We start from the raw sequence: 26,480 nt of genomic DNA, 5'->3' as shown, positions 1-26,480 counted from the left end.
TAGTGCCCACCTCCCTCCTGCATTCTCCACGCTAGCTAGCCTAACTGTCGAGGAAGCTCCGCAGCTTGCGCGAGCGGCTCGGGTGCTTGAGCTTGCGCAGCGCCTTGGCTTCGATCTGGCGGATACGCTCGCGGGTGACCGAGAACTGCTGGCCGACTTCTTCCAGCGTGTGGTCGGTGTTCATGCCGATGCCGAAGCGCATTCTGAGCACGCGCTCCTCGCGCGGCGTCAGCGAGGCCAGCACGCGCGTGGTGGTCTCGCGCAGATTGGCCTGGATCGCCGCGTCGATCGGCAGGATCGCCATCTTGTCCTCGATGAAATCGCCGAGATGCGAATCCTCCTCGTCGCCGACCGGCGTTTCGAGCGAGATCGGCTCCTTGGCGATCTTCAGCACCTTGCGCACTTTTTCGAGCGGCATTGCGAGCTTTTCGGCCAGTTCCTCCGGCGTCGGCTCGCGGCCGATTTCGTGCAGCATCTGGCGCGAGGTGCGCACGATCTTGTTGATCGTCTCGATCATGTGCACCGGAATGCGGATGGTGCGCGCCTGGTCGGCGATCGAACGCGTGATCGCCTGCCGGATCCACCATGTCGCGTAGGTCGAGAACTTGTAGCCGCGGCGGTACTCGAATTTGTCGACCGCCTTCATCAGGCCGATATTGCCTTCCTGGATCAGGTCGAGGAACTGCAGGCCGCGATTGGTGTATTTCTTGGCGATGGAGATGACGAGGCGCAGATTGGCCTCGACCATTTCCTTCTTGGCGATCGCGGCTTCGCGCTCGCCCTTCTGCACCTGATTGACGATCTTGCGGAATTCCAGGATCGAGATCGCCGTTTCGGTGGCGAGGTTCTGGATCTCGGCGCGCAGGTCGCGGATCGCGTCCTTTTCGTTCTTGGTGAACTCCTTCCAGCCGCGCGAGGTCAGATTGCCGATCGAGCGCGTCCAGTTCGGGTCGAGTTCCGAGCCCTGATATTCCTTGAGGAACTCCTCACGACGCACGCCGTAGCTTTCGGCGAGCCTGAGCAGCTTGCCTTCGTTCTGCACCAGGCGCTTGTTGATGTCGTAAAGCTGCTCGACCAGCGCCTCGATGCGCGCCGTGTTGAGAGACAGCGACTTCACCGCCTTGATCAGCTGGTCTTTCAGTTCCTTCAGCCGGCGGTCCTGGCTGGGCGACAACGTGCCGGCGGCAGCCAGGCGGTTCTCGACCTGCTGGTCCTGCAGCTTGCGCAGCTTCTTGTAGGTGTCGGCGATGACGTCGAGCGTCTCCATCACCTGCGGACGCAGTTCGGCTTCCATCGCCGCCAGCGACAGGCTGGCCTCGTCCTCGTCTTCCTCGTCGTCATCGACCAGCCCGCGCGTATCGGCGCCGACATTGGTGATGTCTTCTTCCTCATCGCGCGAACGGCGCGACTTTTCCTCGACCTTGGGCGCCTCCTCGATACGCTCGACCACCGGCGCCTGCTTGGCTTCGGGGCCGGCATAGGTGGCTTCGAGATCGATGATTTCGCGCAGCAGGATCTTGGATTCGTTGAGCTCGTCGCGCCAAATGATGATGGCCTGGAAGGTCAGCGGGCTTTCGCACAGGCCCGCAATCATCGTCTCGCGACCGGCCTCGATGCGCTTGGCAATGGCGATTTCGCCTTCGCGCGACAAAAGCTCGACCGAGCCCATCTCGCGCAGATACATGCGCACCGGATCGTCGGTGCGGTCGGTCGGCTCTTTCTTGGTGGTGGTGGCGGCAACGGCGGTGCCGGTCTGCTCGGCCAGCTCGTTGGCGTCTTCCTCGGCGTCGGCGGCCGTATCAGTGGCTTCGGGCTCCTCGCCCTGCTCGTCGTCCTCGACCACGTTGATGCCCATGTCGGACAGCATCGCCATCGTGTCCTCGATCTGCTCGGAGGTGACTTCCTCCGAGGGCAGCACCGAATTCAGCTCGTCCATGGTGACATAGCCGCGCTTCTTGGCGGCCTTGATCATCTTCTTGACAGCATCATCGGAAAGGTCGAGCAGAGGGCCATCGGTGGCGCCTTCGCGTTCGGTTTCGACCTCTTCCTTTTCCTTTGTCGCCATAGTCTTTGTTTTCTCCTAGCGGCTGAACATTGAAGCCGCGTATGCTGCCGGACCGGTCAAATCGGATGCGCTCGTTGTCAAACGCGCTTCACCGGGCCCAGTAACTGCATCTCTCGTTAAGTCCAGATTAACCCTGATATCTGTGGCAGGCAGCTTGCCTGTCCAGTGATCAGTACCTCACATCGTTGCATTGCCCATCGACGCCGGGTGCGGTTAACGTTTCGAATCGTCCTGATTCCGCCATTCTGCCAGAAGGTCAAGCGCCTCTCGCATGATTCGCATGAAAAAAGCGAATCAATTACCCGACTTAGAGCGCCGCGCGCCCAATTCGACGCGTAAGCACGTTCTTGCTCTTTCACTTCGACGCAGGCTTCGACCTATACGCGCCCGGCACGCCCTGAAGACACGCCAAACCCTTCGATCAACGCTTCCGTCGCTTGCACATCATTGAATTGCGCCTGAATCTCGACCAGATGCCGGAAATTTTCGTCCGAAGGATCCACATCGAGCGCCGCTTGCGCCTGTTTCAGCTCTCTATGTAAGGTGCGCGCGCTGCGCTGCAAGTGCAGGGCCTGGTTGAAGGCGTCGCGGGCATCGTCGAGCGCCGCGGTTTCCAGCGCCGGCCATTGCCTGGCGCGCTTGATCAGCGCCACCGAGCGCGCCCAGATGTCGCTGCAGCCGGCGCGCTCAATTGTCGCGATCACCGCGGCGCGGTCATTGGCCATGTCATGCGCCATGGCGTCGAGGATAGCTGCATGCAGCCGCTTCAGATCGGTGTTGGCGAGGTCGAGGAACTCGACATGGGCGAAGTTCTCGTCGATCAGCGCCGGATGATTGATCAGCGCCACGATGATCGTCGCCTCGCGCACCGACATCATCTCGCCGCCGCGCTTGAGCATGGCGGAGCGGCCGAGGCTTTCTGTGATCGCGGCGCGCCCGCCGGCGCCGCTGCCTTTCGCGAACTGTCCGCCGGGCGCGGGCGCCTTGCCCTGACCCGGTTTCCAATCCTGACGATCTTGCCGAACAGTACGCTGGGCACTGAAGAAGTTCCGCACCCGCTCGCGCATTTCCTGCTGGTAGTGATAGCGCGTGCTTTCGTCGCGGATGCGGCTGGTGAGTTCCAGCAGCGTTTTTTGCAGTTCCGCCCGCCGCTCCGGTGTGTCGAAGACACCGCCCGCCGTCTCGCGCATCCACAACAGGTCGACCAGCGGTCGCGCCTCGGCAAGCACCGCCCGGAACGCATCCGGCCCTTCGGCCTTGACCAGATCGTCAGGGTCCTTGCCCTCCGGCAACAGCGCAAAACGCGCCGAGCGCCCCGCCTGCGCCGCCGGCAACGCCATGTCGGCGGCCCGCCATGCCGCCTTCAGCCCGGCCTGGTCGCCGTCGAAGCACAGCATCGGTTCCGGCGCCATGCGCCACAACAGTTCGAGCTGGTTTTCGGTGAGTGCGGTGCCGAGCGGCGCCACGGCATTCTCAAAACCGGCCTGCGCCAGTGCGATGACGTCCATATAACCTTCGACGGCAATGACCGTACCGCCCTTGGCCAGCGCCTTGCGAGCCCGAGCGAAATTGTAGAGCACATTGCCCTTGTGGAAGAGCTCGGTGTCGGGCGAGTTCATGTATTTGGCCAGCGCATCGGGCGCCAGCGCCCGGCCACCGAAGGCGATGATCTTGCCTCTCGAATCCGGGATCGGAAACATGATGCGATCGCGGAACCAGTCATAGGACACCGGAATGTCGTCGCCATGACGCACCAGCCCGCAAGCCTCAATGTCGGCCTTCGGCACGCCCTTGGCCGCAAGATGCTCCTTCAGCGCGTTGCGGCTGTCCGGGGCATAGCCGAGCCGGAACGACTGCTGCGTCGCCGGCGTCAGCCCGCGGTCCCTGAGATAGGCGCGGGCCTTTGCCCCCTCAGGCCCTTGCAGCCGCTCCTGGAAGAAGGTGGTCGCCATTTCCATGACATCGGTCAGGCTGGCGCGTTCCTTCTCGCGCCGCTCCTCATTGGCATCGCGAACCGGCATCGGCACGCCGGCCATATCGGCGATCTTCTCGACCGCCTCGGGAAAACTCATCCCATCAAGCTCGGTAAGGAACTTGAAGTGATCGCCCGAAACCGAGCAGCCGAAACAATGGTAGCGGCCCTTCTTGTCCTCGCAGTGGAAGGACGGGCTCTTTTCGCCATGGAACGGACAGCACGCCCAATAGTCGCCGCGCGACGCGTTGGTCTTCTTCCGGTCCCACGCGACGCGCTGGCCGATCACCGAGGAAATCGGCACGCGGTCGCGTATCTCGTCGAGGAAGGCGGGCGGAAAGCGCATGGGAAACTCTTTTCTCCACCATATAATCATACCGGCGAAATCCGACGACCCCCAATGCGAGCCATACCCGGTTTCCACAGGGCAAAAATGGAAGGCGGCCATCACTGACCGCCTTCCTTTCATGGTTCAGCATAAGCCCGGATCAGTGCGCGGCGATGGCGCCGAAGATGATGCCGGAGAGGATGCTGACCAGCACATAGTCGTTGCCGACGCGGATCCACTCCTGGCCGCGGCCGGGACGATGCAGGCCATAGCGACCGTAGTCGCGGATCGGCTGGTGGCGCTTCCAGCCGGAATATTTCTGGCCGTGCCTCCAGTGGTTATTTCTCACCACGACGCGCTTCTTGACGATGACGCGCTTCCTGACGTCGACGTGCTTGCCGGGCTGCTGCCAGTCGACCTGCGTGTAATTCGACTGCGGTGCTGCGGGCACATTCAGCGGTGCAGCCTGACCCGTCAGGGACGTGGCGGCCAGCATCGAGACAGCGAGAACGGAAAGAACAATGCGTTTCATAGGAGTCTCCTTGGTTGTCGATGCCCAAGGAGTAGCGGCCAGGGGATGAACTGAAACTGAACGCGCGCATTACAATTATGTAATGAATTCCTTCGTTTATCCAAGAGAACTGAACATCATCGCAAAGGCAGACGCCGTCAGTGCAGCGACCTCAGTCGATCCGCCACACCACCGCAGCCATTTCGACATCCGTCCATTTTCCGACACCGCCTGTCGCGCCGCAACAGTCCCTGAAATCGACAAGATTTTATTATCCGGCTAAAATATTCGGACTATTATCGGTCGCTGCCATGATCATGATTCGTACCCCTGTCTTTCACCCCGCTCGCCACGCTGTCCGCGTGGCGGCCCCTGTTGGCATGCACACAACAAGATGAGCGGCTCCGTCGTCCTCCTGCATCTGGCCGGCGCCGTGGCGCTGATGCTGTTTGCCACCCGCATGGTCAAGACCGGCGTCGAGCGCGCCTATGGCGATGTGCTGCGCCACAAACTGCGCGCCACCATGCGCAATCCGATCATGGCGGTGCTGGCCGGCTGCGGCCTGTCGATCGCGCTGCAGAGCTCCACCGCCGTCACTCTGCTGGTCGGTTCCTTCGCCGGCGCCGGCATCGTCTCAGGGATATCGGGCCAGCTTGCGGTGCGCGGCGCCGAGATCGGCTCGGCCCTTGTGGTCAAGCTTTTGACCTTCGACCTGTCGCTGCTGGTGCCGATCTGCCTTGCCGCCGGCACCGTCATGTTCATGGCCACCGAGCGGCGCGACTGGCGCCAGTTCGGCCGCATCCTGGTTGGCATCGGCCTGTTGCTGCTGTCGCTGGAAATGATCGGCCAGGCGTCGGAGCCGCTGCGCCAGAGCACGCTGATGCCGATGATCGTCAACTATTTCTCCGGCGACCCGATCACCGCCTATCTGCTGGCGGCGCTCATCACCTGGCTGTTCCATTCCTCGATCGCCGCCGTTTTGCTGATGGTGACGCTCGCCGGCCGCGGCTTCATCCCGCCGGAGCTCGGCATCGTGCTGGTGCTCGGCGTCAATCTCGGCTCGTCGATCATCGCCCCGCTGCTGACCCGCAATGCCGAGCCCGGCGTACGCGTCGTGCCGATCGGCAACCTTTTGATGCGCGGCATGGGCTCGCTGGTGATGCTGATCCTGTTCATGACCTTCAAGCCACCGGTCGCCTTTCTCGGCGCCACCGTGCCCGACCAGATCGTCAACGCCCACATTCTGTTCAATGTCCTGATCCTGCTCGCCGGCCTGCCGCTGGCGGGCCTCGTCTACCGCGCTTCGGAAAAGATCGTGGCGCTGGGCACCCCGCCGGTACCGGCCAACGCGCTCGATGTCGTCGAATTGTCCGCGCTCAACGACAGTGCGCTGGACATGCCGAGCCAGGCACTGGCCAACGCCGCGCGCGAGGTGGTGCGCGTCTGCGAGACGGTCGAGATTATGCTCAAGCGCATCATCGAGCTCTATGAGAGCGCCGACGCCGACAAGATAAAGGCGCTGGCGGCACTCGACGACCGCGTCGACCGGAAGCACGCGGCGATCAAGCTCTATCTGGCCAAGGTCACCAAGAACCCGCTGACCGAAGATGAGGCATTGCGCTGCCAGGAGCTGATCGGCGCCTGCGTCAAGCTCGAACAGGTCGGCGACATCATCGTGCGCAACATGCTGGTGCATGTGAAGAAGAAGCTGGAGCGCGGGCTTGAGTTCACGCCCGAGGGCTGGCGCGAGCTTTGCGCCTTCCACGCCTCGGTGCTTGCAAATGCGCGACTTGCCTTCAACGTTCTGGTATCGCGCGATCCCGAGACCGCCCGCCAGCTTGTCCTGGAAAAGGACCGGCTGCGCGACCGCGAGAAGGAAACCAGCGCCAGCCATTTCGTGCGGCTGCGCGACGGCACCGCCAAGAGCGTCGAGACCAGCTCGATCCATCTCGACACCATCCGCGACCTCAAGCAGATCAACTCGCTGCTGGCGTCGATGGCCTACCCCGTGCTCGAAGAACGCGGCCTGCTCACCGGCTCGCGGCTGAAGGCGAGTTGAGCGGTCTCACGAGTTCAACTGGCCGCAAGAATATCTTTGCGCCGCCTCCTGTCCGTCGGCTAAGGATCGATCAAAGTCCACCGGGAGGAAAATCGATGGATACGCATTCGCGCAGTTTCGCCAAGGCGCTCTCCTGGCGCGTCACCGGCACCATCGACACGATCATCATCTCGCTCGTCGTGACCGGCAGCATCAAGCTCGCCGCTACCATCGGCCTGACCGAAGTCGTCACCAAGTCGCTGCTTTACTATTTTCATGAACGGGCGTGGCTGAAGATTCCTTACGGACGGAAAACGGCTGCTTAACCTCGCTGGAAGCACACGGACGAAGGCGAGACGGTCAAGAAAACCTAAAGCGGCTTCGACAATTTCTGCATTGCCGGCAGTGCCGATCCGTGGTTTGAGGCCACTCCATTCGAGGACGCTTCCGCGCCATGCTGCCGCTTTTCGCCTTGTTCTTTGCCGCCTTCGCCTTCGGCACCACCGAGTTCGTTATCGCCGGCGTGCTGCCGCAGGTGGCGGACGGCCTTGGCGTTTCGATCCCCACATCAGGCTATCTCGTCTCCGGCTACGCCTGCGGCATCGCGATCGGCGGCCCGCTGCTGACGCTCGCAACCAAAGGCTTTTCGCGCAAAACCTTGCTGCTTGGCCTGGCGATCGCTTTCACCTTCGGCCAGGCCGCCTGTGCGCTGGCGCCCGACTTTGCATCCATGCTGCTTTTACGCATTGCCGTCGCTGTGGCGCATGGCGCCTATTTCGGTGTCGCCATGGTGGTCGCGGTCGGCCTCGTCCCCGAGGACAAGCGCGGCATGGCGGTGGCGGTCATCCTGTCCGGCCTCACCGTCTCCAACGTCATCGGCGTTCCAGCCGGAACCGCGATCGGCACGCTGTGGGGCTGGCGCGCCACCTTCTGGGTGATGTGCGCACTCGGCGTGGTCGCGACCTTGGCCATGCTGGCGCTTTTGCCACGCACGGCAGGTGCGATGAACCAGCAGGCAGGCTTTGCCCGCGAGGTGCGCGTGCTGGCCCGCCAGCAGGTCTGGACCTCGCTGATCCTGATGCTGATGTTGATGATCGGCCAGTTTACCCTGTTCACCTACATCACGCCGACGCTGCTTGAAGTTACCGGCCTCGACAAGAGCCTGGTGCCCTGGGTGCTTCTGCTCAATGGCGTCGGCGCCACGATCGGCGTCTTCCTCGGCGGCAAGCTGTCCGACTGGAAATTGATGCCGTCGCTGATCACCATGCTTCTCCTGCAAGCGGTAACCCTTGTCGTCATCTATGCCGTCAGCCCCTATCCGCTGCCGATGGTCGTTGCGATCATCGTCTGGGGCGGTCTCAACTTCGCCATCGGCACGCCGATCCAGACCCGCATCCTGGCCTGGACGGCAGACGCCTCCAACCTCGCCTCGTCGCTCATTCCGTCCGGCTTCAATGTCGGCATCGCGCTCGCCGCATCGCTCGGTTCCGCCATGCTCAATGCCGGCTATGGCTATCGCAGCCTGCCGGTCGTCGGCGCGCTTGCCATGCTGGTCGCGGTGGCGGTCGCCGCCGTTTCCTTCATTTCGGAGGGGCGCAGCAACGCTACCCCGCCTGTCCCCGCCGCCGCCGAATAGGCATCAGCGCCAAGCCGGCGTCGGCTCACACCCGAACGGCGGCATCGGGGAAATCCTTACTGCAGCAGGCCTTTGACGATGCCGCTCGCTTTGCCGAAATCCATCTGGCCGGCATATTTCTGCTTCAGCGCAGCGATCACCTTGCCCATATCCTTCTGGCTGGCGGCACCGGTGGCAGCGATCGCCTCACGCGCCGCGGCCGTCACCGCGGCATCGTCGAGCTGCGTCGGTAGAAAATCACGGATGATGGCCATCTCGTCGCGCTCCTGCGCGGCAAGTTCAGGCCGCTTGCCGTCGTCGAAGGCCTTGGCCGACTCCTCGCGCTGCTTCACCATCTTGGCCAGGATCTGCAGGATCTCTTCGTCGCTGGCCGGCTCCTTGCCGGACCCGCGATTGAGGATGTCGCGGTCATGGATGGCGGCCTGGATCAGCCGTAGCGTCGGCAGCCGGCGCTTGTCCTGCGCCTTCATCGCGCTCTTCAGGGATTCGGCGATTTTTGCGCGCATGATGCTTTCTCCTTAGAACGGCGCGGACAATAACCGCGGCGAACTCGTAAAGCAAACGTGCCAAGTCACTGATATTGTTTGACGAAACAAATGCCCACCGTTTTGGCACGGCATGATTGACCGTTCTGGCGCCTTCCCCTATGTACTCGGCCTTGCATAAGACAATGAATTAGCGCGCGCAGGCTCGAGAAATCGCTGCCGCGCCGTTTGCTGCCCGCGACAATCCGCAAGCAGCCTTTTAGGAGCGCCGCCATGGCCACGATGACCGCTGCGTCTACACCCGCTTGGGCCACCGAAAAGCCGACCGCGCTGCTGGTGCTGGCCGACGGCACGGTCATCGAGGGTCGCGGTCTCGGCGCCACCGGCTCCGCCGTCGCCGAAGTCTGTTTCAACACCGCGCTCACCGGCTACCAGGAAATCCTCACCGATCCGTCCTATGCCGGCCAGATCGTAACCTTCACCTTTCCGCATATCGGCAACATCGGCACCAATGACGAGGACATCGAGGATCTCAACCCGGTGGCACGTTCAGGCGCCGTCGGCGCCGTGTTCAAGGCCGATGTCACCAACCCGTCCAACTACCGCGCCGGCACCGGCCTCGACCAGTGGCTGAAGAAGCGCGGCATCGTTGCCCTCTCGGGCATCGACACCCGTGCGCTGACCGCGCTGATCCGCGAAAAGGGCATGCCCAATGCCGTCATTGCGCATGCGCCCGACGGCGTCTTCGACCTTGATGATCTCAAGCGCCGCGCCGCCGCGTGGTCCGGCCTGATTGGGCTCGATCTCGCCAAGGAAGTCACCTCCGGCCAGTCCTCGGTCTGGCGCGAGACGCAATGGGTGTGGAACGAAGGCTTTGGCGAACAGGCCGAGCCGTCCATGCACGTCGTTGCCATCGACTATGGCGTCAAGCGCAACATATTGCGGCTGCTCGCCGGTCTCGGCGCCAAGGTCACTGTGGTGCCGGCCAGCACCGGCGCCGAAGAGATTCTTGCGATGCAGCCGGACGGCATCTTCCTCTCCAACGGCCCCGGCGACCCGGAAGCCACCGGCGACTATGCCGTGCCGGTCATCCAGGACCTGTTGAAGACCGACATTCCGGTGTTCGGCATCTGCCTCGGTCATCAGATGCTGGCGCTGGCGCTGGGCGGCAAGACCGCCAAGATGCATCAGGGCCATCATGGCGCCAACCATCCGGTCAAGGACCACACCACCGGCAAGGTCGAGATCGTCTCGATGAACCACGGCTTTGCCGTCGATGCCGACTCGCTGCCCGACGGCGTCGAGGAAACCCATGTCTCGCTGTTCGATGGCTCGAACTGCGGCATCGCGCTGACCGGAAGGCCGGTGTTCTCGGTCCAGCATCACCCCGAAGCCTCGCCCGGCCCGCAGGATTCGCACTACCTGTTCCGCCGCTTCGTCAATCTCATTCGTGAAAAGCGCGGCGAAGAATTGCTGTCTGAGCGGGCTTGAGCCGATCCGTTAGCGCCGCCCCTCATCTGCCTGCCGGCATCTTCTCCCCGTAAACGGGGAGAAGGGGCTTGTCGCAACCTCGGCGCTCTTACAGCAACGTTGACGATTGGCGAAAGCGGCGGCGACGGCGTCTTTCTCCCCGTCACTATACGGGGAGAAATGCCCGGCAGGGCAATGAGGGGCGGCGCAAACGTCACGTCAGGACGATGCGGCTCGCATGGCTCATATCTTGGCCCCATCTTCCGCGACGCCGGTCGCAACTTTTCCAAGTGCCGCCGACCTCGCCACTTTGGTGACGAAGACGATGAGCGCCAGCGTCATGAACAACCCGCCGACCAGATAGGGCGCGCCACCGAAGGTCACCGGCGCGCTCGGCCCGGTGAACCAGGAAAAGATCGCCGTATAGAGCAGCGGCGTGATGATCGAGGTGATCGAGAAGATCGAGGTCATAGCGCCCTGGAGTTCGCCTTGCGCCGAAGGTGGCACCTTGGCGGCGGCCAGACTCCTGAGCGGCGGGTCGGCCAACGCTTCGAGACAGCCGACGACGATCACGGCATAGATCATCCAGCCTTGCGACGCGAAGGCATAGCCGAAGGCGCTGAGTGCCGTGAACGCCAGACCGATTGCCGCCGTCTTCCACTCACCAAGCCTTGGGATCACACGCGGCAGCACCGTCGCCATGACGATCGCTCCGCACAGGCCGAACGCACCCAGCGAAAAGCCGATCTGCTGTTGGCTCCAGCCATAGCGGTACGTGGAAACGAACGACCACACCGCCGGGTACATCATGTGCCCGAGCGTCATCAGGAAGAAGACGAGCCCGATCCAGCCAATGCCTTTGTATTGGCGCATCTGGAGGAGCGTTCCGACAGGGTTGGCGCGCTTCCACTCGAAGCGGCGGCGGTGCTTGTCATCCAGCGTTTCCGGCAGGAAGAACATCGCGATCAGGAAATTCACGAAGGCAAGCCCGGAGGCGAAATAGAACGGCACGCGCGGCCCGAACGTGCCGAGCAGCCCGCCCAGAACCGGGCCGATGACGAAGCCGACGCCAAAAGCGATGCCGAGCAGGCCGAAATTCTTCGCCCGGTTCTCATCGGTTGAAATGTCGGCGATGAAGGCTGATGTCGTCGAATAGCTGGCTCCCGAAACGCCGGCCAGCACACGCCCGATGAACAGCATCGGGTACGACCAGGCGACGGCGCAGATCAGATTGTCGATGGCAAAGGTCAGCACCGAGGCGAGCAGGATCGGCCGCCGTCCAAAGCGGTCGCTCAACCCGCCCATGATGGGCGCGAAGAAGAACTGCATCGCGGCATAGACAAAGAACAGCCAGCCGCCCTCGATAGCCGCGCCGCTGATGCTGACGCCGGTCAGTTCCCTGAGATAGGCGGGCAGCACCGGCATGATGATGCCGAAGCCGATAATGTCGAGCAGCAGCGTGGTGAAAACGAGCGCAAGGCCCCGCCTGGCGGTTTTGGGGTCGATCATGGTGGTCTGGCTCCTCTGCTCGCCCTGGGGCGCAGGCGGACGCACCTTATAGGCGAGCCCGCCGCCAGGAACAATAAGGGAACGGGTCAGATATTCTCATCCTGACATCACTTGCCACGATGGATGCTGCCCGAACCGCATCGCTGGATGCGTCGGTTTTTCAGAAAATTCCAGTGCCTCGGATCGGCCAGTGCCTGGTCGGCCAGTGCCTCAGATCGGATTGTTGAACGTGTCGCAGTCGGAAAGCTTGCCGCTCTTGTAGCCGCGCGCCAGCCATGTCTGCCGCTGCTGCGACGTGCCATGGTTGAAGCTTTCCGGCACGACATAGCCCTGCATCTTCTTCTGCAGCGTGTCGTCGCCGATCTTCTGAGCCGCGTTCAGTGCTTCCTCGATGTCGCCCTGCTCCAGAATGCCTTTCTGCGCGGTGAAGTGCGCCCAGATGCCGGCGAAACAGTCGGCCTGGAGTTCGACCTGCACCGACATGTGGTTGGCGTCGGCCTCGCTCATGCCTTGCCGCATCTGGTTGAACTTGGGCAGGATGCCGGTGAGGTTCTGCACGTGATGGCCAACCTCATGCGCGATGACATAGGCCTGGGCGAAGTCGCCCGAGGCACCGAACTGCTGGTCGAGCTGCTGGAAGAAGCTGGTGTCGAGATAGACCTTGTGGTCGCCGGGACAGTAGAACGGTCCAGCCGCGGTCGAGGCGGCACCGCAGGCCGAGCGTATCTGGCCGCTGAACAGAACCAGCTTGGGATCCTCATATTTCAGGCCGTTGGCCTGGAAAATACCGGTCCAGGTGTCCTCGGTTTCGGCCAGGACCGTCGAAACGAACTGCTTCATCTCGTCGGAGGCCGGCGCACCGGTACCGGCGTCCTGCCCGCCGCTGTTGTCGGTAATCTGACCGTCGCCGCCCGGCAGCAGGCCGCCATCGCCGCCGCCCAGGATCTGTGATGGATCGAAACCAAAATACCATCCAGCGAGCACCACCAGGATGACGAGCAAGATGCTGCCGCCGCCACCGGTGCGGCCGCCAATCGGGACACGAAACTGACCGGGGCTGCCGCCACCGATCCCACCGCCACCGCTGTCGCTGCGCTCGTCCTCGACATTGTCACTCTGACGGCGGCCCTTCCAGAGCATGGCAACTCCCCGTGATGCACGTTTCGGTTGACCTGCCGATCTCATGGCCCGGTCCGACCCAACAAACAATTAGCCCAATGGTTGCACCAAGTCACAGCATTTTTCGCCGCTGGTGTCGCCGCTTCGCCGCTCTGGCCGAGAGGGCACAGGCGCTGTAGCATCCAGCTTGAACAGGGGTGTGAGGGCACTTGCGAACGATCGGCCGATTCTTGTTGCTGGCGGCGCTGCTTTGCCTCGGCCCCTGGTCGGCCGGCGCCGTCACGCTCGATTCCAGCGTCGCCGTCACCGACCCCGCAACCTTGCAGGCGCTCGAGCGCGGCGGCCTCTCGATCAGCCGCCTGCTTGGGCCAGCACTTGGCCTGACGCGGGATGTCGATAATCACGGGCTGTTTTCGGTACACGCGCTGACCCCGGTGCGCAACGCCGTCAAGCAGCAAATCATCGACGAGCCAGGCAACAGCCCAGACCCTTATGTCGCGGCACTGGCCAATTCGAAGGACACCAGCCAGAAATTCAACCCCAAATACATTGACGACAATGGCTCGACGCTCGACCTCACCGGCGTCGTCAACCGCATGGATCGCGGCTATCTCGGCCACACCCAATGCGGCGAGATCAGGCTGATCTACCGCTTTCACTATTCGGTCGAGGAGACACCAGGCCAGCGCATCTCGTCTCGCCTGCCGCTGACCATGAGCCTGGTCTTCAACGCCAGGCCCACCGAGGCGCAGGCCCGTGCCTCGAAAGACCGCCCCAGCGCCACTGGCGCCTCCTGTGCGGATGTCGCCAAGCGCTGGCTTGCCGCCGGGCAAAAGGACCTCGATCCCGACCAATTGGCGGCATGGCTGCGCTCGGACGAGGGCCCGCTTTCGAACGCCATGCTGAATTCCTCGCAGATCATGCGGCTCGAGCTCAACATGCAGGTTTTGCGGCTGTCGGCCTCGACCCGCCGCGATTTCGGTGGCCACGCCGAATATCTGCTGAAGATCTTCAAATGGGATCCTGCCACCACCACCTTCCAGGAATCGAAGATGGAGAACGAGATCGACCGCAAACTGGTGCTGGCCGACAGGCAGGCCTTCGCCAAATGGCTGCTCACCGACCGCAACATTTACGACCTCGATCGCGGCCGGCTGGTTATCGACGAGAAATTCCTGGCGACCAGCGCCGTCTCGGTGGCGCCGGGCGGCATGAGCCGGTCGCAGAACAATCTGGCCTACGGGCTGCTCGATGACGACACCGTCGACAAGGCGCTGAAAGACTATGTCGCCAGGGGCAACGAGCTGAAAACTGTGAAGTCGGTTGCCGGCTTCAACCTGCGGCTCAACGAGATGAGCTGCACCGGCTGCCACCAGACGCACGGCATTGCCGGCTTCCACTACACCGGCGCCGATCCGGCCAGCGAACCGCGACGCAACGCGGTCTTCGTGCCGGGCTCTGCGGTGTTCTTCGCCGACCTGCCGCGCCGCCGCGCCATCGTCGAGGAATTCGCCGCCGGCGGCCATCCCGATTTTACCCGCGGCTTCGCTGCCCGGCCGGACGCCAAGTATGCCGAGGCGCTGAAAGGCACTGATCTCTACAATGGCTGGGGCTCGATCTGCTATCGCGGCGAGGATGCGAGCTTCAAGGATTGGATCTGCGACGAAGGCCTGCGCTGCGCCGGCGTGCATGAGAGCGCCATCCATCCGGGCTTCGGCACCTGCGTCAGCGAAGCGGGAACCGCTGTCGGCGACCCCGTCGAGTTCGGCGAGATCAAGATGTCCAAATGGGGCAGCGACCAATACTGCCGTCTGTCGCCGGCAACCGCCAAGGCTTGCGCCATCGACCCTATCAGGGACAAGAAACCGCCGATAAAACTCGCCGGCTATGGCGCGGCGCGCCAGCGCTATGACAATCCCGAGCAGAAGACTGGCGGCTTTCCCGGCGGCATGCTGCGCAAGGCGAGCTGCGAGAAACTGCCCGACGAGGCGACTTGCGGACGGCTTGCCAAGACCGGTTTCAACGACTGCATCGCCTCAGGCAAGGATCATAAATTCTGCACCAAGGAATTCACCAAGACAGCTGGTCTACGCGCCTGCGACAAAGCCCATCCCTGCCGCGAGGACTATATCTGCACCGCCGGCTACGATGATCTGGCGGAGGCGAAACCCGGCAAAGGCACCTGCATCCCGCCCTATTTCATCTTTCAGTTCCGCGTCGACGGTCATCCGCGCAGCTGGGTGCAAGACACCCAAGAGTAAAGGCGCCGCCCCGGGGCAAATCTCAACTCTTCTGCTTGGCGCCTGCGCTCTTGCCGTCCGAGCTTTTCGAACGCTCCTCGAAACGGGCAGCGCCCTTTTTCAGCGGCCGGCCGGTTTCGGCTTCCGTCTTGCGCTCGTCCTTCGCCGCAGCTTGCTTCAATCCCTTTGCCGCCTGCTTGCCCTTCGCTGTCGGTGCCTGTTCAACGCCCATGATGTCCTCCTCGGCCTCGCGCCAATCGCGCGGCATGCTCCTCAACGCATCCGTGATGCGGCGGTTCCGGCAAGTCTGTCGGCAAGCGAGGGTTGGAGCAATTCCAGGAAAAGTGTGAAGCGGTTTTCCGTCCGGAATTGCGTCAAAACAAAGAGATAGAGTGGTTCGGCGTTCCCGTGAAACGATGAACCACTTTAGCGGGGCGCGGTCATCGCCTTGCGAAAGGCTTCGAGCGTCTCGGCGCTGACATGGTGCTCGATGCCCTCGGCATCGATGCGCGCCGTTTCGGCGCTGACTCCGAGCGAGCGCAGGAAGGCTTCCACAGTCTGGTGGCGAATGCGGCTCTCCTCGGCAACCTTGCGGCCGGCCTCGGTCAGGAAGACACCGCGATAGGGTTTCCTGGACACCAGCCCGTCGGTGCACAGCCGGGTCAGCATCTTGGCCACGGTCGGCTGGGCGACACCGAGCCTTGCCGCGATATCGACCTGCCGCGCCTCGTTGCCGTCCTCGATCAGGTCGGCGATCAGCTCGACATAATCCTCGACCAGCGCGCTGCGGCGTGCTTCGCGCGTCTGCCGGAATCCCTCCGAATGGACGTCGGCATCCGGCAGCGGTTCGCGCGGAACGGGTCTGTTCTTCAGCGCCAATATGCGCTCCCTCTAGCCGTCGGCGGATGTCCCGACATTGAACATTCATAGCACGAGCTTGAAATGTTCTGGCCGTTTATTTGCATTCCTTGGCAGGCGCAACCGGGTTCCCCCGATTGCCCCCTGCTCTGTGACAAGGGGCCCCTAAAAAGCACATACAATGAAATATAGCATATTGCATAATGTTCAGCCGTGGCATAGATTGGCGGCAACATCCACCAATCCCAGCGGAAATCCCCCTCATGTCGGAAGCCCAAGCCACCACTGAATCCCGATCCATGTGGCGATTTGCCCGGCCGGAAGAGGACGACCAGCCCAGCCTGCGCGAAGTCAATTCCTCGATCGCCGTGCCAAGCTCGGGCGTCTGGTTCCGCCGCCTGTTCGCTTTCATGGGACCGGGCTACATGGTCTCGGTCGGCTACATGGACCCCGGCAACTGGGCGACCGACCTCGCTGGCGGCGCCCAGTTCGGTTACACGCTTCTCTTCATCATCCTGCTGTCGAACCTGATGGCCATCCTGCTGCAGGCGCTCGCCGCCAGGCTCGGTATCGCCACCGGCCGCGACCTCGCCCAGGCTTGCCGCGCCTACTATCCGCGGCCAGTGAACTTCATGCTGTGGATCGCCTGCGAACTGGCCATCATCGCCTGCGACCTCGCCGAGGTCATCGGCACGGCGATTGCGCTGCAGCTTTTGTTCGGCATTCCGCTGATCGGCGGCGCCCTCATCACCGCGCTCGACGCCTTCCTGCTGCTTCTGCTGATGAACAAGGGGTTTCGCTTCCTCGAAGCCTTCATCATCGCGCTTTTGATCATCATCTTCGGCTGCTTCGCCGTCCAGATCTTTGCCGCCTCTCCGCCGGTTGGCTCGGTCCTGCACGCCATGTTCGTGCCGTCGTCCGAGATCGTCACCAACCCGGCCATGCTCTACATTGCCATCGGCATCATCGGCGCCACCGTCATGCCGCACAATCTTTACCTGCACTCCTCGATCGTGCAGACGCGTGCCTATGAGCGCACCGAAAAAGGCAAGCGCGACGCCATCAAATGGGCAACCACCGACTCGACCATCGCCCTGATGCTGGCGCTGTTCATCAACGCCTCCATCCTGATCGTGTCGGCAGTTGCCTTCCATGGCACCGGCCATCAGGACGTCGCCGAGATCGGCCAGGCCTTTGAACTGCTGTCGCCGTTGCTTGGCCTCGGCATCGCCTCCACCCTGTTTGCGGTGGCACTACTTGCCTCGGGCCTGAATTCGACGGTGACGGCGACGCTCGCCGGCCAGATCGTCATGGAAGGGTTCCTGCGCCTGCGCATCCCGCAATGGGCGCGGCGCCTGGTGACGCGCGGCATCGCCATCGTTCCGGTGGTGATCGTCACCGCGCTCTATGGCGAAAAAGGAACCGGCCAGCTGCTCGTCTTCAGCCAGGTCATCCTGTCGATGCAGTTGCCCTTCGCGGTGGTTCCGCTGGTGCAGTTCGTCTCCGACAAGAAGAAGATGGGCAATCTCGCGATACCACGCAGCGTCGCCGCACTCGCATGGGTGGTCGCCGCCATCATCCTGGTGCTCAACTTCAAGCTGCTCTACGACACCGTCTTCGGCGTCGGCTGAGCAACGAACAGTCCAATTGCTCCCTCATCGGCTTGTCCGACAAACCGGTGAGACAAATCGGTTGTCTGCGCTATCTTGACGGACGATGACCGTCCTTGCGGAAGCTCGAAAATTCTACGCGCGGCTGATGGCTGCCAATTCCGGCTCGGCCGATCCGCGTCTCGAAGAGGCTTTCGCCACGGTGCCGCGCGAAGCCTTTCTTGGTCCAGGACCATGGACGGTCATCGTCGGCACGATGGTCACGGCCGGCAATGGCAAGGTCGTGACCCCAAGCGCCGATCCGGTCCACATCTATCAGGACGTGCTGGTGGCGCTCGATGCCGACAAGGGCATCAACAATGGCGAGCCCTCCCTGCACGCCATGTGGATCGGCAAGATCGCGCCCAAACCGGGTGAAGCCGTCACCCATATCGGCGCCGGCACCGGCTACTACACCGCCTTGCTGGCGCGGCTGGTTTCGCCCGGCGGCCCTGTCACCGCCTTCGAACTGGAGGCCGATCTTGCAAGCCGCGCGACAAAGAATCTTGAAGCCTATGGCAATGTGACCGTCATCCATGGCGATGCCGTCACCACCACGCTGCCACCATCAGATGTCATCTATGTCAATGCCGGCGTCGCCGCACCACCGGCCGGATGGCTGAAGGCGTTGAGGCCGGGCGGTCGCATGATCTTCCCCTGGCGTCCGGCCGAGCGTGTTGCCCTGGCGGTGCTGGTGACCCGCACCAAAAAGGGCTTTGCCTGCAACCCGTTCATGGGCTCCTGGTTCATCCCTTGCGTCGGTGCCTCGGTCGCAAGTCCGGCAGCGAAAATTCCCGACCGCGAACAGGCCGCGCGCAGCCGTTCGATCTGGCTGACATCAGACAAGGCTCCGGACGGAACCGCCACAGCCATCATCGGCGACGTCTGGTTTTCGTCCCAGAGCCTCGACGACCGACCGCCAGCTTCACGGACCAAGGGCAAGACTGCCTTGTGATCTTCGAGGGGCGGAATGCCGGAAATTTCTCAGGCGGCTGTCGGACAGGTGTGCACTCGCGCGTCCTTAGGCCGAAGTCCGGCCTTGACGGCGGGACCATGAAAAGGAGCACCCCAATGAGGAAGATTACCGCAGCAACATTCGTCAGCCTCGACGGCATCATGCAGGCGCCGGGCGGGCCGGAGGAAGATCCGGTCGGCGGCTTCGAATATGGCGGCTGGACGTTCCACTATTGGGACGACGTCATGGGTGCCGCCATGGGTGAGACGTTCTCCAAGCCTTTCGCGCTGCTGCTCGGCCGCAAGACCTACGACATCTTCGCCGCCCATTGGCCGTATCAGGAGAACGATCCGATCGCCGACAGCTTCAACGCCGTCACCAAATATGTGGCGACGCACCGGCCCGAAACGTTGTCCTGGCAAAACAGCCAATCGCTGGGTGATGACGTCGTGGCGACGCTGCGCCAGCTCAAGCAACAGGATGGCCCGGACTTGCTCATCCAGGGATCGAGCGAGCTGATCCAGACCTTGCTCGCCAACGATCTGATCGACGAGATCAGCCTGCTGATCTTCCCGCTGGTGCTGGGCAAGGGCAAGCGGCTGTTCGGCAACGGCACGCTGCCCGCTGCTTTCAAGCTGACCCGCTCGCAAGCCTCGACCACCGGCGTCATTATGGCGACCTATGCGCGCGGCGGCGAGATCAAGGTTGGGTCGTTTGTTCCGGAGAAGCCGTCCGAGGCAGAGATCGAACGGCGCAAGAACTGGAAGTAGCTTTGCAGGACTTGGGTTCCTCGCCCCCATAAAATGGGGGAGAGGAAACAGAGGCGTGGCCTCAAGCCGCCACCAGCCGCCGAGCCAGCCCATCGCGGATGTGGCGTGCAAACTCTTGCGCCGCCGGCCCGACACCATGCCTGGGCAAATGCAGATTGATCGAAAAATTCGGCAAGGCCGGCAGCTCGGAATCGCCAGACAGAATGTCGAGGTCGGCAGGCACCGTCGACGCCAGCCAGGTGGTGACGGCGAGGTCCGAGCGCACCGTCGCCGTCGTCGCATCGATGTTGCCATTCTCGAACACGGTGCGCCATTCCAGTCCGTGCTCATTGAGCGCCGATAGCACCGCTGGCCGAAACGCGCAGGTGTCGGCGACCATCGACACCGGCAGCGGCCGTTTGCGGCGCGCGACACCGCCCTTGGCGCCCACCCAGACCAGCCGGTCGATAGCGAGGCATTCGCCGGCGGATGAGCCGACCCGCTCCTCGATGACGGCTAAGTCTATGGTGCCGGTCGCCAATGCCGCGGCGAGTTCCGGCGACGAGGCGCAGACCAGCGAGATCTCGACCTGCGGATAGGTTTCGGCATAGGTCTTCAAAATTGGCGCCAGCAAGGTGCCGACAAGGTCGTAGGGCACGCCGAGCCGCACCTCGCCCGCAACCGCATTGCCCGCCATCTCGGCCCAGATCTCGTCGTTGAGGCCGAGCAGGCGTTTGCCCTTGCCGAACAGCCGCTCGCCGGAGCGCGTCAGCCGCAGCCCCCGCCGGTCGCGCTCGAACAGGCTGCAGCCCAGAACCTCCTCCAGCCGCTTGATCTGCTGGCTGACGGCGCCCTGCGTCAGATGCAAGGCGTTCGCCGCCGCCGTCATGCTGGCCTTGTCGGCAACGGTGACGAAGGTGCGGATCAGGGCCGTGTCAAGGTTGCGGATCATGGTGATATTATAATCCCTAATGCCGACCATCGTAAACATTGCATTTACTGATGTGAGATGACGCCTAGCATGCGGCCTCCCTGGAGAGAAACCAGCATGTTTGAGGCCATCCTTCCCCTCGTCCTGTTCGCGCTGGTCGCCACCTCCACGCCTGGCATGGCCACGACCTTGTCGACGGCGTCCGGCGCACAGTTCGGCTTTCGCCGCTCCGTTCCGTTGATGGCCGGCAGCGCCGCTGGTCTCGCCACCGTGGCCGCTGCCGGTGCGGCCGGGCTTGCCGGGCTGCTGGCGGCGGTCCCGTCACTGCAACTGGCGATGAAGATCGCCGGTTCGCTCTATCTCGTCTGGCTCGCCCTCAAGATCGGCCGCAGCGGCCCGCCCAATCTCGACCTGGCGATGGCCAGGCCGAACAGCTTTCTCGGCGGCGCCGGCCTGCAATGGATGAACCCCAAGGGCTGGGCGATGGGGCTGGGTGCTGCGGCATCGTTCGCTGCACTGGCCGACGGACCCCTACAACTTGCCTTGCTGCTCGGCGCGGTATTTGGCCTTGCGGCTGCGGTATCGCTGTCGCTGTGGTGCGCGGCGGGCACGCTGCTCGCCCGGTTGCTTAGAACCGAGCTGCAGTGGCGCGTGCTTAACATCGCGCTCGGCCTGTTGCTTGCTGCCTCGATCATTCCGATGTGGCGGACGGCGTAGAGGTAACTACTTTCCGGCGCAGTACCCCCACCCGGACCTGCGGTCCGACCTCCCCACAAGGGGGAGGTAGGGAGCGCGCCCCTAACCCTCCCCCTTGTGGGGAGGGTCGCTGCATAGCAGCGGGGTGGGGGTTCTGGTTCGCGAAGCGAACCTGCCTCCTCAAGCCGCGTAGCGCGCCGCCGGCTTGTTGGCGTGCAGGCTGCCGTAGAAGGTTTGCCGGGCGCCGAGGAAAGTGTCCAGCTTGGCCGCATCGGCCAGCGCCGGCGCGGTCACGGCTTCGCCCCTGGCGAGGCCGACCAGTGCGGCATCGACCAGATCGTCGGCGCTCATGATGATCTCCTTCGGCAGGTTGTCGATATCGCTGCCGGCAAGCTCCCAGAAATCGGTCCGGGTGGCGCCCGGCAGCACCACCTGCACCTTCACTTCGGTGTCGGCGACTTCGCGTTGCAGAGCTTCGGTGAAGTTGACGACATAGGCCTTGGTGCCACTGTAGATGCCGCCGAACGAGGTGTCGAAGGCGAGCACCGAGGCGATGTTGACGATGGCGCCGCGGTTGCGCGCGATCAGGCCCGGCAGCACGGCGCGGGTCAGCCGCGTCAAGGCGATGACATTGACCTTGATCATGCGCTCGGCCACGTCGGCGTCGGCGGTCGCCACCACTGCCGCGCCGCCGATGCCGGCATTGTTGACCAGCAGCGTCACGCTGTCGTCGGCGGCGATCGCCTGTTCGACCCGGCGGACGTCGTTGTCGTCGGCAAGATCGGCGCTGATCACACTGACCTTGCGATCGTAGGCGTAGCGCAGCTTCTCAGCCAGTTCTTCGAGCCGGTCGGCGCGCCGCGCCACCAGCACCAGATCATAGCCCTGGCCGGCGAGCCGGTCGGCATAGACCGCGCCAATGCCCGACGAGGCACCGGTGACCACCGCCGTGCCCTTGTTGTTTTCTACACTCATTGTCCTGTTCCTTGTGTTGCTGCCCGGCGGAACAGGCCGATGTCCCTTGCCCCGCCGCCTGATTTCTAATTAGTGGCATATGCCACTTTCTGGGAAATAGGTATATGCCACTATCTTGTCAACGGCGGCGACAGAAACTATTTCTGCGGCAGCCGGCAGACGCTCTTGCCGGCGAGGAGTCGTGATGAACAAGACTGCGATGCCGGGATTTAGCCCTTGCAACAATGCCACGCTGCGGCGCGCCGCGCGCAAGCTCGGCCGCTTCTATGACGATGTGATCTCGCCTTCGGGCCTGAAGGGCACGCAATACGGCCTGCTCTACCAAATCTATGTCAGCAGCGAGCCGGCGATGGGCACGATCGCAGAAGCGATGGTGATGGATTTGTCGGCGCTCGGCCACACGCTGAAGCCGCTGATCCGTGACGGCTATGTCGAAACCTTCGCCGACAAGGACGATCGCCGCGTCAAGCGGGTGCGACTGACCCGCGAAGGCCTGGTCAAGCTCGAAGAGGCAACGAAATTATGGAGCATTGCCCAGCAGCGCTTCGAGGCCATGGTCGGCAAGCAACGGGCGGCAGACCTGCGCGCCTTGCTCGATGAAGTCGCCGCGCTGAACTACGAAGTGCCGCCGGCCGCCCTTTCAACCTGAAAGAGCGGCCGGCAATCAGCTCTGGAAACGGTGCTATTCCGCCGGCATCGCCACCGGCCGCGCCGCCCAGAGGCCGGCCAGCACGATGCCCAGTCCCACGATCGGGAACGCCGCTGCGATCAGGCCGAGGTCGGCCGGCGCGCCGTAGCGCAGCACGGCGCCGCCGACCACGGCGCCCAGCGCCACGCCGAGATAGAGCGCCGAGCCGTTGAGCGACAGCACGATCGGGGCAGCGTCAGGCGCGAGCTTGATGATGCGGCTCGCCTGCGCCGGCGGGAAGGCCCAGCCGACGATGCCCCACGGCACCATCATCGCCATCAGCGCCGGTCCGGCGATGTGGTGCGGCAGGAAGGTCGGGATCACCGAGAGCATGACCAGCATGGCCGCGCTCAACCCCAGCGACCAGCCGACCGTGCGCGTCGCGCCAAAACGATCGGCGGCCTGGCCGCCTGCGATGTTGCCGATGACCGCGCCTATGCCGAAGGCGAGCAGCATGCCGGGCAGGGCGATCGGGCTCAGCCCGCCGCCTTGAATGGCCAGCGGCGCGACATAGGCAAAGACGGTGAAAGCGCCGGTCAGCGCCATCAGCGTCGTCAACAGGATCGGCATCACGCCGGGCCGAAGGGCCGCGGCAAGCCGCTGCCTGAGCGGCAGCTTCGTGCCGATGATGCCGCGCGGCAGCCGGTACCAAAGGATAGCGCCAGCGAGCGCGCCGAGGGCGGCGATGGCAAAGAACGTGCCGCGCCAGCCGGCGAAGGCCGCCACCAGCGCGCCGAGCGGCGCACCGACCGCAACCGCCACCGTGGTGCCACCGACGACGACGGCAATGGCGCGCGCCCGGTGATGGCTATCGACCAGCGCCACCGCCGTGCCTTGCGCTGTGGCCGCGAACAGGCCGGAAGACAGCGCCATGACGATGCGAGCGATCAGCAGCAATTCGAAGGAGGAACTCAATGCGGCCGCCAGATTGCCGAGCACGAAGAACACCAGCGTCCACAGGATGACGCGGCGCCGATCCCATTCGCCGGTCAGTGTCGCCAGGATCGGCGTGCCGACCGCATAGGCAAGCGCAAAGGCGGTGATCAGCGTGCCGGCCAGCGGAATGGAGATACCGGCATCGGTGGCGATATCGGGCAGCAGGCTGGAAATGACGAAGCCTTCGGTCGAGATCGTGAACGATCCGAGCGCAAGCCAGAAGAGGCGCTTGTCCATGGCGATGTCCTTAGTTCAAAAGTCATTGAACAATTGGACATAAGGTGCCATCATGTCAATGTCAGAGGGCATAAATAGTCCAACCCTGCTGACAACCCTGTGTCAGGACGGATCGCGAAACGAGAAACCGTGTGGCCCCGGCCAAAGGAGGAGATGCGTTGAAATCGGCCCCGATTGTGCTTAATTCAGCGGCATGACCTTGCCCCACCCCAATACCGACCAGATCAGCCTGCCGATCGTGCTTGCCGTGCTTGGCGACCCGACCAGGCTCGCCATCGTTCGCTATCTCGCCAGCAAGGAAGGCGTGCCGCTGAACTGCAGCCAGTTCCTCGATCTCGGCTCGAAAACCAATCTCAGCTATCACCTGGCCAAACTGCGCGAAGCCGGCGTCACCCGCGCCGAGGTGGTCGGCACCAGCCGGCTGATCACGCTGCGCCGCGACGACCTCGACGCCCGCTTCCCCGGCCTGCTCGACAGCGTCATTGCCGCCGCCGGCGAGGATACGGCCCTGCCCGCGGTCGGTGGCCACGATATTGAAATTTCTGCCTAGCGCGACACGACAGGACTCAGCACAGAACCGGTAGAACCCCGGCTGCTGTGCAGATATGCGAAGCTTCGAACCAACCGGAGCTTCTGAATGCGCATCGCCGTCCTCGCCGACATCCACGGCAACGTGCTGGCCCTCGATGCCGTGCTCGACGATCTGCAGCGACGCGGCGGCGCCGACCTGACCGTCAATCTCGGTGACAGCGTCTCAGGTCCGCTGTGGCCGCGCGAGACTTTTGAACGGCTGGAAGCGCTCAACCTGCCGACGGTGCGCGGCAACCACGACCGCCGCGTCGCCCGCGACCCGGCCGATGACACGATGTGGGCGTCCGACCGCTATGCGCAGGAGCGGCTGACCGTAGCGCAGCGCGAGGTGCTGTTCGCTCAGCCGCTGACGCTGGAGATCGCGCCCGGCGTGATCGCCTTTCACGCCCGGCCCGACCATGACGAGAAATATCTGGCTGACGCGATTACCGATGGCCAGCTGGTGCGCGCGCCACTGGCAGCGATCAAGCGGCGGCTGAAGAGCCTCGACCCCGCATGCCGCATCGTGCTGTGCGGCCACAGCCACCGCAGCGAGCTGATCCACATTCCCGGTGGTCCCGTCATCTTCAATCCGGGCAGCATCGGCTGCCCCGCCTATGACGATTCCACCCCGCCTGCACATGTCTCCGAGCAAGGCTCGCCGCACGCGCGCTACGGCATCGTCACGCTGGGTGGCGAGGGCCGGCCCGACATCTTCGAGACCATTGCTGTCGATTACGACCACGAGGCGGCGGCACGGCAGGCCGAGCAGGCGGGACGGCCGGAATGGGCTCACGCGCTGCGGACTGGATTCATGCCGGGCTGAACGCGGAACGCGTTCAGYCCCCCGCAGAACCGTACGGCACCTCCCCGCAAACCAGCCGTATTTTCGGGCTTACATAGCGCCATGTGGTTGCTTATAAAACCGGCGTGGCATGCGGTGGCGCTCTTGAGTCTGGCCGCATTCTCGGCAATGCAATCGATCGCCCACGGCCAGATGATGAGGCGCACACTTTCCCTCCGGACGACGCTGGCCGCGCTGATTGCTGCTGCGCTGCTGCTGGCGGCAATCGCGGCCAAGGCCGAGGACGATCCCTCTCTGGTCGTCTCCATCGTCACCAACCTCGCCCCCGGCGATCTCCTCAACGTACGCGCCACGCCGTCGCCGATCGGCAAGACCGAAGCCCGCCTGCCGAGTGGTTCGAGCCTGAAGAACCTCGGCTGCAACGACGTCAACGGGCATCGCTGGTGCAAGGTCGAAGCGATGGACAATTCGCAAATGAGCGGATGGGCGCCGGCGCGCTATTTGAACCCCGAGAATCCGGTGGCCGTTCCGGACACCGAGGCGACCGGCGCAAGTCCCGCCACGGCGGGCCAGCCGCAGCCCAACCTGACAGTGCGGCTGGGCGACCCTGAAACCGGTCAGACGCCTGCTGAGATCATCGGCAAGACCGCCATCGAGGATGCCTACACAATGGCGTTCGCAGCCGACCCGTCGGCCGGGGAGACAGAAGCGCCGGCGGCAAACGCGCCCGCCCCCACTGCCACCGGCGAGCTTCCGTGCGCCCGCTATATCGGCCAGCCGATGACAAGCTGTGCGGCAAGCATCGTCCGCATGGACGCCGGCAAGGCCGACGTGACCGTGACCTGGCCCGATGGCGGCACGCGTGTCATCAGCTTTTCCGCCGGCCTGCCGACCAGCTCGAACGCGCCCGGCGAATTCCGCTTCACCCGCGAGGGCAGCCTGAGCATCGTCCGTGTCGGCGTGTCGGAGCGGTTCGAGATTACGGATGCGCTGGCGCTTGGGGATTAGCAACAACCCGCATTTTCGGGGTTACATCCGCCAAAACTCTTCCCTATAAG

General features: G+C 63.6%; 25 protein-coding genes. 14 read left to right on the top strand and 11 right to left on the bottom strand.

Features of this window, described 5'->3' with window-relative positions:
* Positions 1-40 precede the first annotated feature (40 nt).
* The 3 genes from rpoD to AC1DXN_RS05710 all read right to left on the bottom strand — a co-directional run bounded on the left by rpoD (position 41) and on the right by AC1DXN_RS05710 (position 4,897).
* Positions 41-2,065: an RNA polymerase sigma factor RpoD gene (rpoD, locus tag AC1DXN_RS05720; protein ID WP_477245261.1), complete on the bottom strand. Its 2,025-nt coding sequence runs from the start codon at positions 2,063-2,065 to the stop codon at positions 41-43.
* A 377-nt stretch (positions 2,066-2,442) separates the two neighbouring features.
* A complete protein-coding gene (gene dnaG, locus AC1DXN_RS05715) occupies positions 2,443-4,383 on the bottom strand; it encodes a DNA primase (RefSeq protein WP_477272593.1) in 1,941 nt (646 codons plus the stop codon).
* A gap of 142 nt (positions 4,384-4,525) precedes the next feature.
* A complete protein-coding gene (locus AC1DXN_RS05710) occupies positions 4,526-4,897 on the bottom strand; it encodes an RcnB family protein (RefSeq protein ID WP_477245265.1) in 372 nt (123 codons plus the stop codon).
* Positions 4,898-4,979: 82 nt separating this feature from the next.
* On the opposite strand from AC1DXN_RS05710, the gene AC1DXN_RS05705 reads away from it, so the two are divergent.
* The 4 genes from AC1DXN_RS05705 (at position 4,980) to AC1DXN_RS05690 (ending at position 8,550) form a co-directional block, all read left to right on the top strand.
* Positions 4,980-5,159, top strand: a complete 180-nt coding sequence (locus AC1DXN_RS05705; protein WP_477272595.1) for a hypothetical protein — start codon at positions 4,980-4,982, stop codon at positions 5,157-5,159.
* 111 nt (positions 5,160-5,270) lie between these two features.
* On the top strand, positions 5,271-6,935 hold the full coding sequence (locus tag AC1DXN_RS05700; RefSeq protein WP_477245267.1) for a Na/Pi cotransporter family protein: 1,665 nt from the start codon (positions 5,271-5,273) through the stop codon (positions 6,933-6,935).
* A gap of 95 nt (positions 6,936-7,030) precedes the next feature.
* Positions 7,031-7,240, top strand: coding sequence for a DUF2061 domain-containing protein (locus AC1DXN_RS05695; protein ID WP_477272597.1), 210 nt, complete (start codon positions 7,031-7,033; stop codon positions 7,238-7,240).
* Positions 7,241-7,368: 128 nt separating this feature from the next.
* Positions 7,369-8,550 carry an MFS transporter gene (locus AC1DXN_RS05690; protein WP_477272599.1) on the top strand — a complete coding sequence of 394 codons (1,182 nt, stop codon included), beginning with the start codon at positions 7,369-7,371 and terminating at the stop codon, positions 8,548-8,550.
* A gap of 56 nt (positions 8,551-8,606) precedes the next feature.
* Here the strand turns inward: AC1DXN_RS05690 and AC1DXN_RS05685 are convergent, their stop codons facing one another.
* Entirely contained in the window at positions 8,607-9,056 is a 450-nt protein-coding gene (locus AC1DXN_RS05685; RefSeq protein ID WP_477272601.1) for a GatB/YqeY domain-containing protein, read from the bottom strand.
* Between the two features lie 252 nt (positions 9,057-9,308).
* Between AC1DXN_RS05685 and carA the strand changes: the two genes are divergently transcribed.
* Positions 9,309-10,526 (top strand): glutamine-hydrolyzing carbamoyl-phosphate synthase small subunit, encoded by a 1,218-nt coding sequence (gene carA, locus AC1DXN_RS05680; RefSeq protein ID WP_477272603.1) that lies wholly within the window; start codon positions 9,309-9,311, stop codon positions 10,524-10,526.
* Between the two features lie 222 nt (positions 10,527-10,748).
* Here carA and AC1DXN_RS05675 read toward each other — a convergent pair whose 3' ends face one another.
* Both AC1DXN_RS05675 and ypfJ read right to left on the bottom strand, forming a co-directional pair.
* Positions 10,749-12,014, bottom strand: a complete 1,266-nt coding sequence (locus AC1DXN_RS05675; RefSeq protein WP_477272605.1) for a TCR/Tet family MFS transporter — start codon at positions 12,012-12,014, stop codon at positions 10,749-10,751.
* Between the two features lie 210 nt (positions 12,015-12,224).
* Complete coding sequence (ypfJ, locus tag AC1DXN_RS05670) at positions 12,225-13,154, bottom strand: KPN_02809 family neutral zinc metallopeptidase (protein ID WP_477272607.1); 930 nt, start codon at positions 13,152-13,154, stop codon at positions 12,225-12,227.
* A gap of 188 nt (positions 13,155-13,342) precedes the next feature.
* On the opposite strand from ypfJ, the gene AC1DXN_RS05665 reads away from it, so the two are divergent.
* Entirely contained in the window at positions 13,343-15,394 is a 2,052-nt protein-coding gene (locus AC1DXN_RS05665; RefSeq protein ID WP_477272609.1) for a hypothetical protein, read from the top strand.
* A 22-nt stretch (positions 15,395-15,416) separates the two neighbouring features.
* Here AC1DXN_RS05665 and AC1DXN_RS05660 read toward each other — a convergent pair whose 3' ends face one another.
* Positions 15,417-15,605 (bottom strand): hypothetical protein, encoded by a 189-nt coding sequence (locus AC1DXN_RS05660; protein ID WP_477236907.1) that lies wholly within the window; start codon positions 15,603-15,605, stop codon positions 15,417-15,419.
* Positions 15,606-15,799: 194 nt separating this feature from the next.
* A complete protein-coding gene (gene mntR / locus AC1DXN_RS05655; RefSeq protein ID WP_477272611.1) occupies positions 15,800-16,252 on the bottom strand; it encodes a manganese-binding transcriptional regulator MntR in 453 nt (150 codons plus the stop codon).
* 242 nt (positions 16,253-16,494) lie between these two features.
* Here mntR and AC1DXN_RS05650 point away from each other — a divergent pair, with 242 nt between their 5' ends.
* The 3 genes from AC1DXN_RS05650 to AC1DXN_RS05640 all read left to right on the top strand — a co-directional run bounded on the left by AC1DXN_RS05650 (position 16,495) and on the right by AC1DXN_RS05640 (position 19,605).
* Complete coding sequence (locus AC1DXN_RS05650; RefSeq protein WP_477272613.1) at positions 16,495-17,862, top strand: Nramp family divalent metal transporter; 1,368 nt, start codon at positions 16,495-16,497, stop codon at positions 17,860-17,862.
* Positions 17,863-17,947: 85 nt separating this feature from the next.
* Positions 17,948-18,835 (top strand): protein-L-isoaspartate O-methyltransferase family protein, encoded by an 888-nt coding sequence (locus AC1DXN_RS05645; RefSeq protein WP_477272615.1) that lies wholly within the window; start codon positions 17,948-17,950, stop codon positions 18,833-18,835.
* 116 nt (positions 18,836-18,951) lie between these two features.
* Positions 18,952-19,605 carry a dihydrofolate reductase family protein gene (locus AC1DXN_RS05640; RefSeq protein ID WP_477272617.1) on the top strand — a complete coding sequence of 218 codons (654 nt, stop codon included), beginning with the start codon at positions 18,952-18,954 and terminating at the stop codon, positions 19,603-19,605.
* A gap of 61 nt (positions 19,606-19,666) precedes the next feature.
* Here AC1DXN_RS05640 and AC1DXN_RS05635 read toward each other — a convergent pair whose 3' ends face one another.
* Positions 19,667-20,536, bottom strand: coding sequence for a LysR substrate-binding domain-containing protein (locus AC1DXN_RS05635; protein WP_477272618.1), 870 nt, complete (start codon positions 20,534-20,536; stop codon positions 19,667-19,669).
* Positions 20,537-20,632: 96 nt separating this feature from the next.
* Here AC1DXN_RS05635 and AC1DXN_RS05630 point away from each other — a divergent pair, with 96 nt between their 5' ends.
* A complete protein-coding gene (locus AC1DXN_RS05630; RefSeq protein ID WP_477272620.1) occupies positions 20,633-21,232 on the top strand; it encodes a LysE family translocator in 600 nt (199 codons plus the stop codon).
* Positions 21,233-21,391: 159 nt separating this feature from the next.
* Here the strand turns inward: AC1DXN_RS05630 and AC1DXN_RS05625 are convergent, their stop codons facing one another.
* The gene (locus AC1DXN_RS05625; RefSeq protein ID WP_477272622.1) at positions 21,392-22,186 is read right to left on the bottom strand and encodes an SDR family NAD(P)-dependent oxidoreductase; all 795 of its coding nucleotides are present in this window, start codon (positions 22,184-22,186) and stop codon (positions 21,392-21,394) included.
* 184 nt (positions 22,187-22,370) lie between these two features.
* On the opposite strand from AC1DXN_RS05625, the gene AC1DXN_RS05620 reads away from it, so the two are divergent.
* Positions 22,371-22,835: a MarR family winged helix-turn-helix transcriptional regulator gene (locus AC1DXN_RS05620; RefSeq protein WP_477272624.1), complete on the top strand. Its 465-nt coding sequence runs from the start codon at positions 22,371-22,373 to the stop codon at positions 22,833-22,835.
* Between the two features lie 33 nt (positions 22,836-22,868).
* On the opposite strand, the gene AC1DXN_RS05615 is transcribed toward AC1DXN_RS05620, so the two are convergent.
* Complete coding sequence (locus AC1DXN_RS05615; RefSeq protein ID WP_477272626.1) at positions 22,869-24,047, bottom strand: MFS transporter; 1,179 nt, start codon at positions 24,045-24,047, stop codon at positions 22,869-22,871.
* A 193-nt stretch (positions 24,048-24,240) separates the two neighbouring features.
* Between AC1DXN_RS05615 and AC1DXN_RS05610 the strand changes: the two genes are divergently transcribed.
* From AC1DXN_RS05610 to AC1DXN_RS05600, 3 genes are all read left to right on the top strand, one after another.
* Complete coding sequence (locus tag AC1DXN_RS05610) at positions 24,241-24,597, top strand: ArsR/SmtB family transcription factor (protein ID WP_477245301.1); 357 nt, start codon at positions 24,241-24,243, stop codon at positions 24,595-24,597.
* 87 nt (positions 24,598-24,684) lie between these two features.
* Complete coding sequence (locus tag AC1DXN_RS05605; protein ID WP_477272628.1) at positions 24,685-25,443, top strand: metallophosphoesterase family protein; 759 nt, start codon at positions 24,685-24,687, stop codon at positions 25,441-25,443.
* Between the two features lie 123 nt (positions 25,444-25,566).
* Positions 25,567-26,430 (top strand): SH3 domain-containing protein, encoded by an 864-nt coding sequence (locus AC1DXN_RS05600; RefSeq protein ID WP_477421486.1) that lies wholly within the window; start codon positions 25,567-25,569, stop codon positions 26,428-26,430.
* The last annotated feature ends 50 nt before the right edge of the window (positions 26,431-26,480 follow it).

The organism is Mesorhizobium sp. P2_H9 (genome assembly GCF_056403215.1).
This window is presented reverse-complemented; position numbering and strand designations above follow the sequence as displayed.

What these genes read in the sequence shown, in the direction of transcription:
- rpoD (WP_477245261.1), bottom strand. Translation starts at nt 2,065, where the DNA reads ATGGCGACAAAGGAAAAGGAAGAGGTCGAAACCGAACGCGAAGGCGCC.
- dnaG (WP_477272593.1), bottom strand. Translation starts at nt 4,383, where the DNA reads ATGCGCTTTCCGCCCGCCTTCCTCGACGAGATACGCGACCGCGTGCCG.
- AC1DXN_RS05710 (WP_477245265.1), bottom strand. Translation starts at nt 4,897, where the DNA reads ATGAAACGCATTGTTCTTTCCGTTCTCGCTGTCTCGATGCTGGCCGCC.
- AC1DXN_RS05705 (WP_477272595.1), top strand. Translation starts at nt 4,980, where the DNA reads ATGAATTCCTTCGTTTATCCAAGAGAACTGAACATCATCGCAAAGGCA.
- AC1DXN_RS05700 (WP_477245267.1), top strand. Translation starts at nt 5,271, where the DNA reads ATGAGCGGCTCCGTCGTCCTCCTGCATCTGGCCGGCGCCGTGGCGCTG.
- AC1DXN_RS05695 (WP_477272597.1), top strand. Translation starts at nt 7,031, where the DNA reads ATGGATACGCATTCGCGCAGTTTCGCCAAGGCGCTCTCCTGGCGCGTC.
- AC1DXN_RS05690 (WP_477272599.1), top strand. Translation starts at nt 7,369, where the DNA reads ATGCTGCCGCTTTTCGCCTTGTTCTTTGCCGCCTTCGCCTTCGGCACC.
- AC1DXN_RS05685 (WP_477272601.1), bottom strand. Translation starts at nt 9,056, where the DNA reads ATGCGCGCAAAAATCGCCGAATCCCTGAAGAGCGCGATGAAGGCGCAG.
- carA (WP_477272603.1), top strand. Translation starts at nt 9,309, where the DNA reads ATGGCCACGATGACCGCTGCGTCTACACCCGCTTGGGCCACCGAAAAG.
- AC1DXN_RS05675 (WP_477272605.1), bottom strand. Translation starts at nt 12,014, where the DNA reads ATGATCGACCCCAAAACCGCCAGGCGGGGCCTTGCGCTCGTTTTCACC.
- ypfJ (WP_477272607.1), bottom strand. Translation starts at nt 13,154, where the DNA reads ATGCTCTGGAAGGGCCGCCGTCAGAGTGACAATGTCGAGGACGAGCGC.
- AC1DXN_RS05660 (WP_477236907.1), bottom strand. Translation starts at nt 15,605, where the DNA reads ATGGGCGTTGAACAGGCACCGACAGCGAAGGGCAAGCAGGCGGCAAAG.
- AC1DXN_RS05650 (WP_477272613.1), top strand. Translation starts at nt 16,495, where the DNA reads ATGTCGGAAGCCCAAGCCACCACTGAATCCCGATCCATGTGGCGATTT.
- AC1DXN_RS05645 (WP_477272615.1), top strand. Translation starts at nt 17,948, where the DNA reads ATGACCGTCCTTGCGGAAGCTCGAAAATTCTACGCGCGGCTGATGGCT.
- AC1DXN_RS05640 (WP_477272617.1), top strand. Translation starts at nt 18,952, where the DNA reads ATGAGGAAGATTACCGCAGCAACATTCGTCAGCCTCGACGGCATCATG.
- AC1DXN_RS05635 (WP_477272618.1), bottom strand. Translation starts at nt 20,536, where the DNA reads ATGATCCGCAACCTTGACACGGCCCTGATCCGCACCTTCGTCACCGTT.
- AC1DXN_RS05630 (WP_477272620.1), top strand. Translation starts at nt 20,633, where the DNA reads ATGTTTGAGGCCATCCTTCCCCTCGTCCTGTTCGCGCTGGTCGCCACC.
- AC1DXN_RS05625 (WP_477272622.1), bottom strand. Translation starts at nt 22,186, where the DNA reads ATGAGTGTAGAAAACAACAAGGGCACGGCGGTGGTCACCGGTGCCTCG.
- AC1DXN_RS05620 (WP_477272624.1), top strand. Translation starts at nt 22,371, where the DNA reads ATGAACAAGACTGCGATGCCGGGATTTAGCCCTTGCAACAATGCCACG.
- AC1DXN_RS05615 (WP_477272626.1), bottom strand. Translation starts at nt 24,047, where the DNA reads ATGGACAAGCGCCTCTTCTGGCTTGCGCTCGGATCGTTCACGATCTCG.
- AC1DXN_RS05610 (WP_477245301.1), top strand. Translation starts at nt 24,241, where the DNA reads ATGACCTTGCCCCACCCCAATACCGACCAGATCAGCCTGCCGATCGTG.
- AC1DXN_RS05605 (WP_477272628.1), top strand. Translation starts at nt 24,685, where the DNA reads ATGCGCATCGCCGTCCTCGCCGACATCCACGGCAACGTGCTGGCCCTC.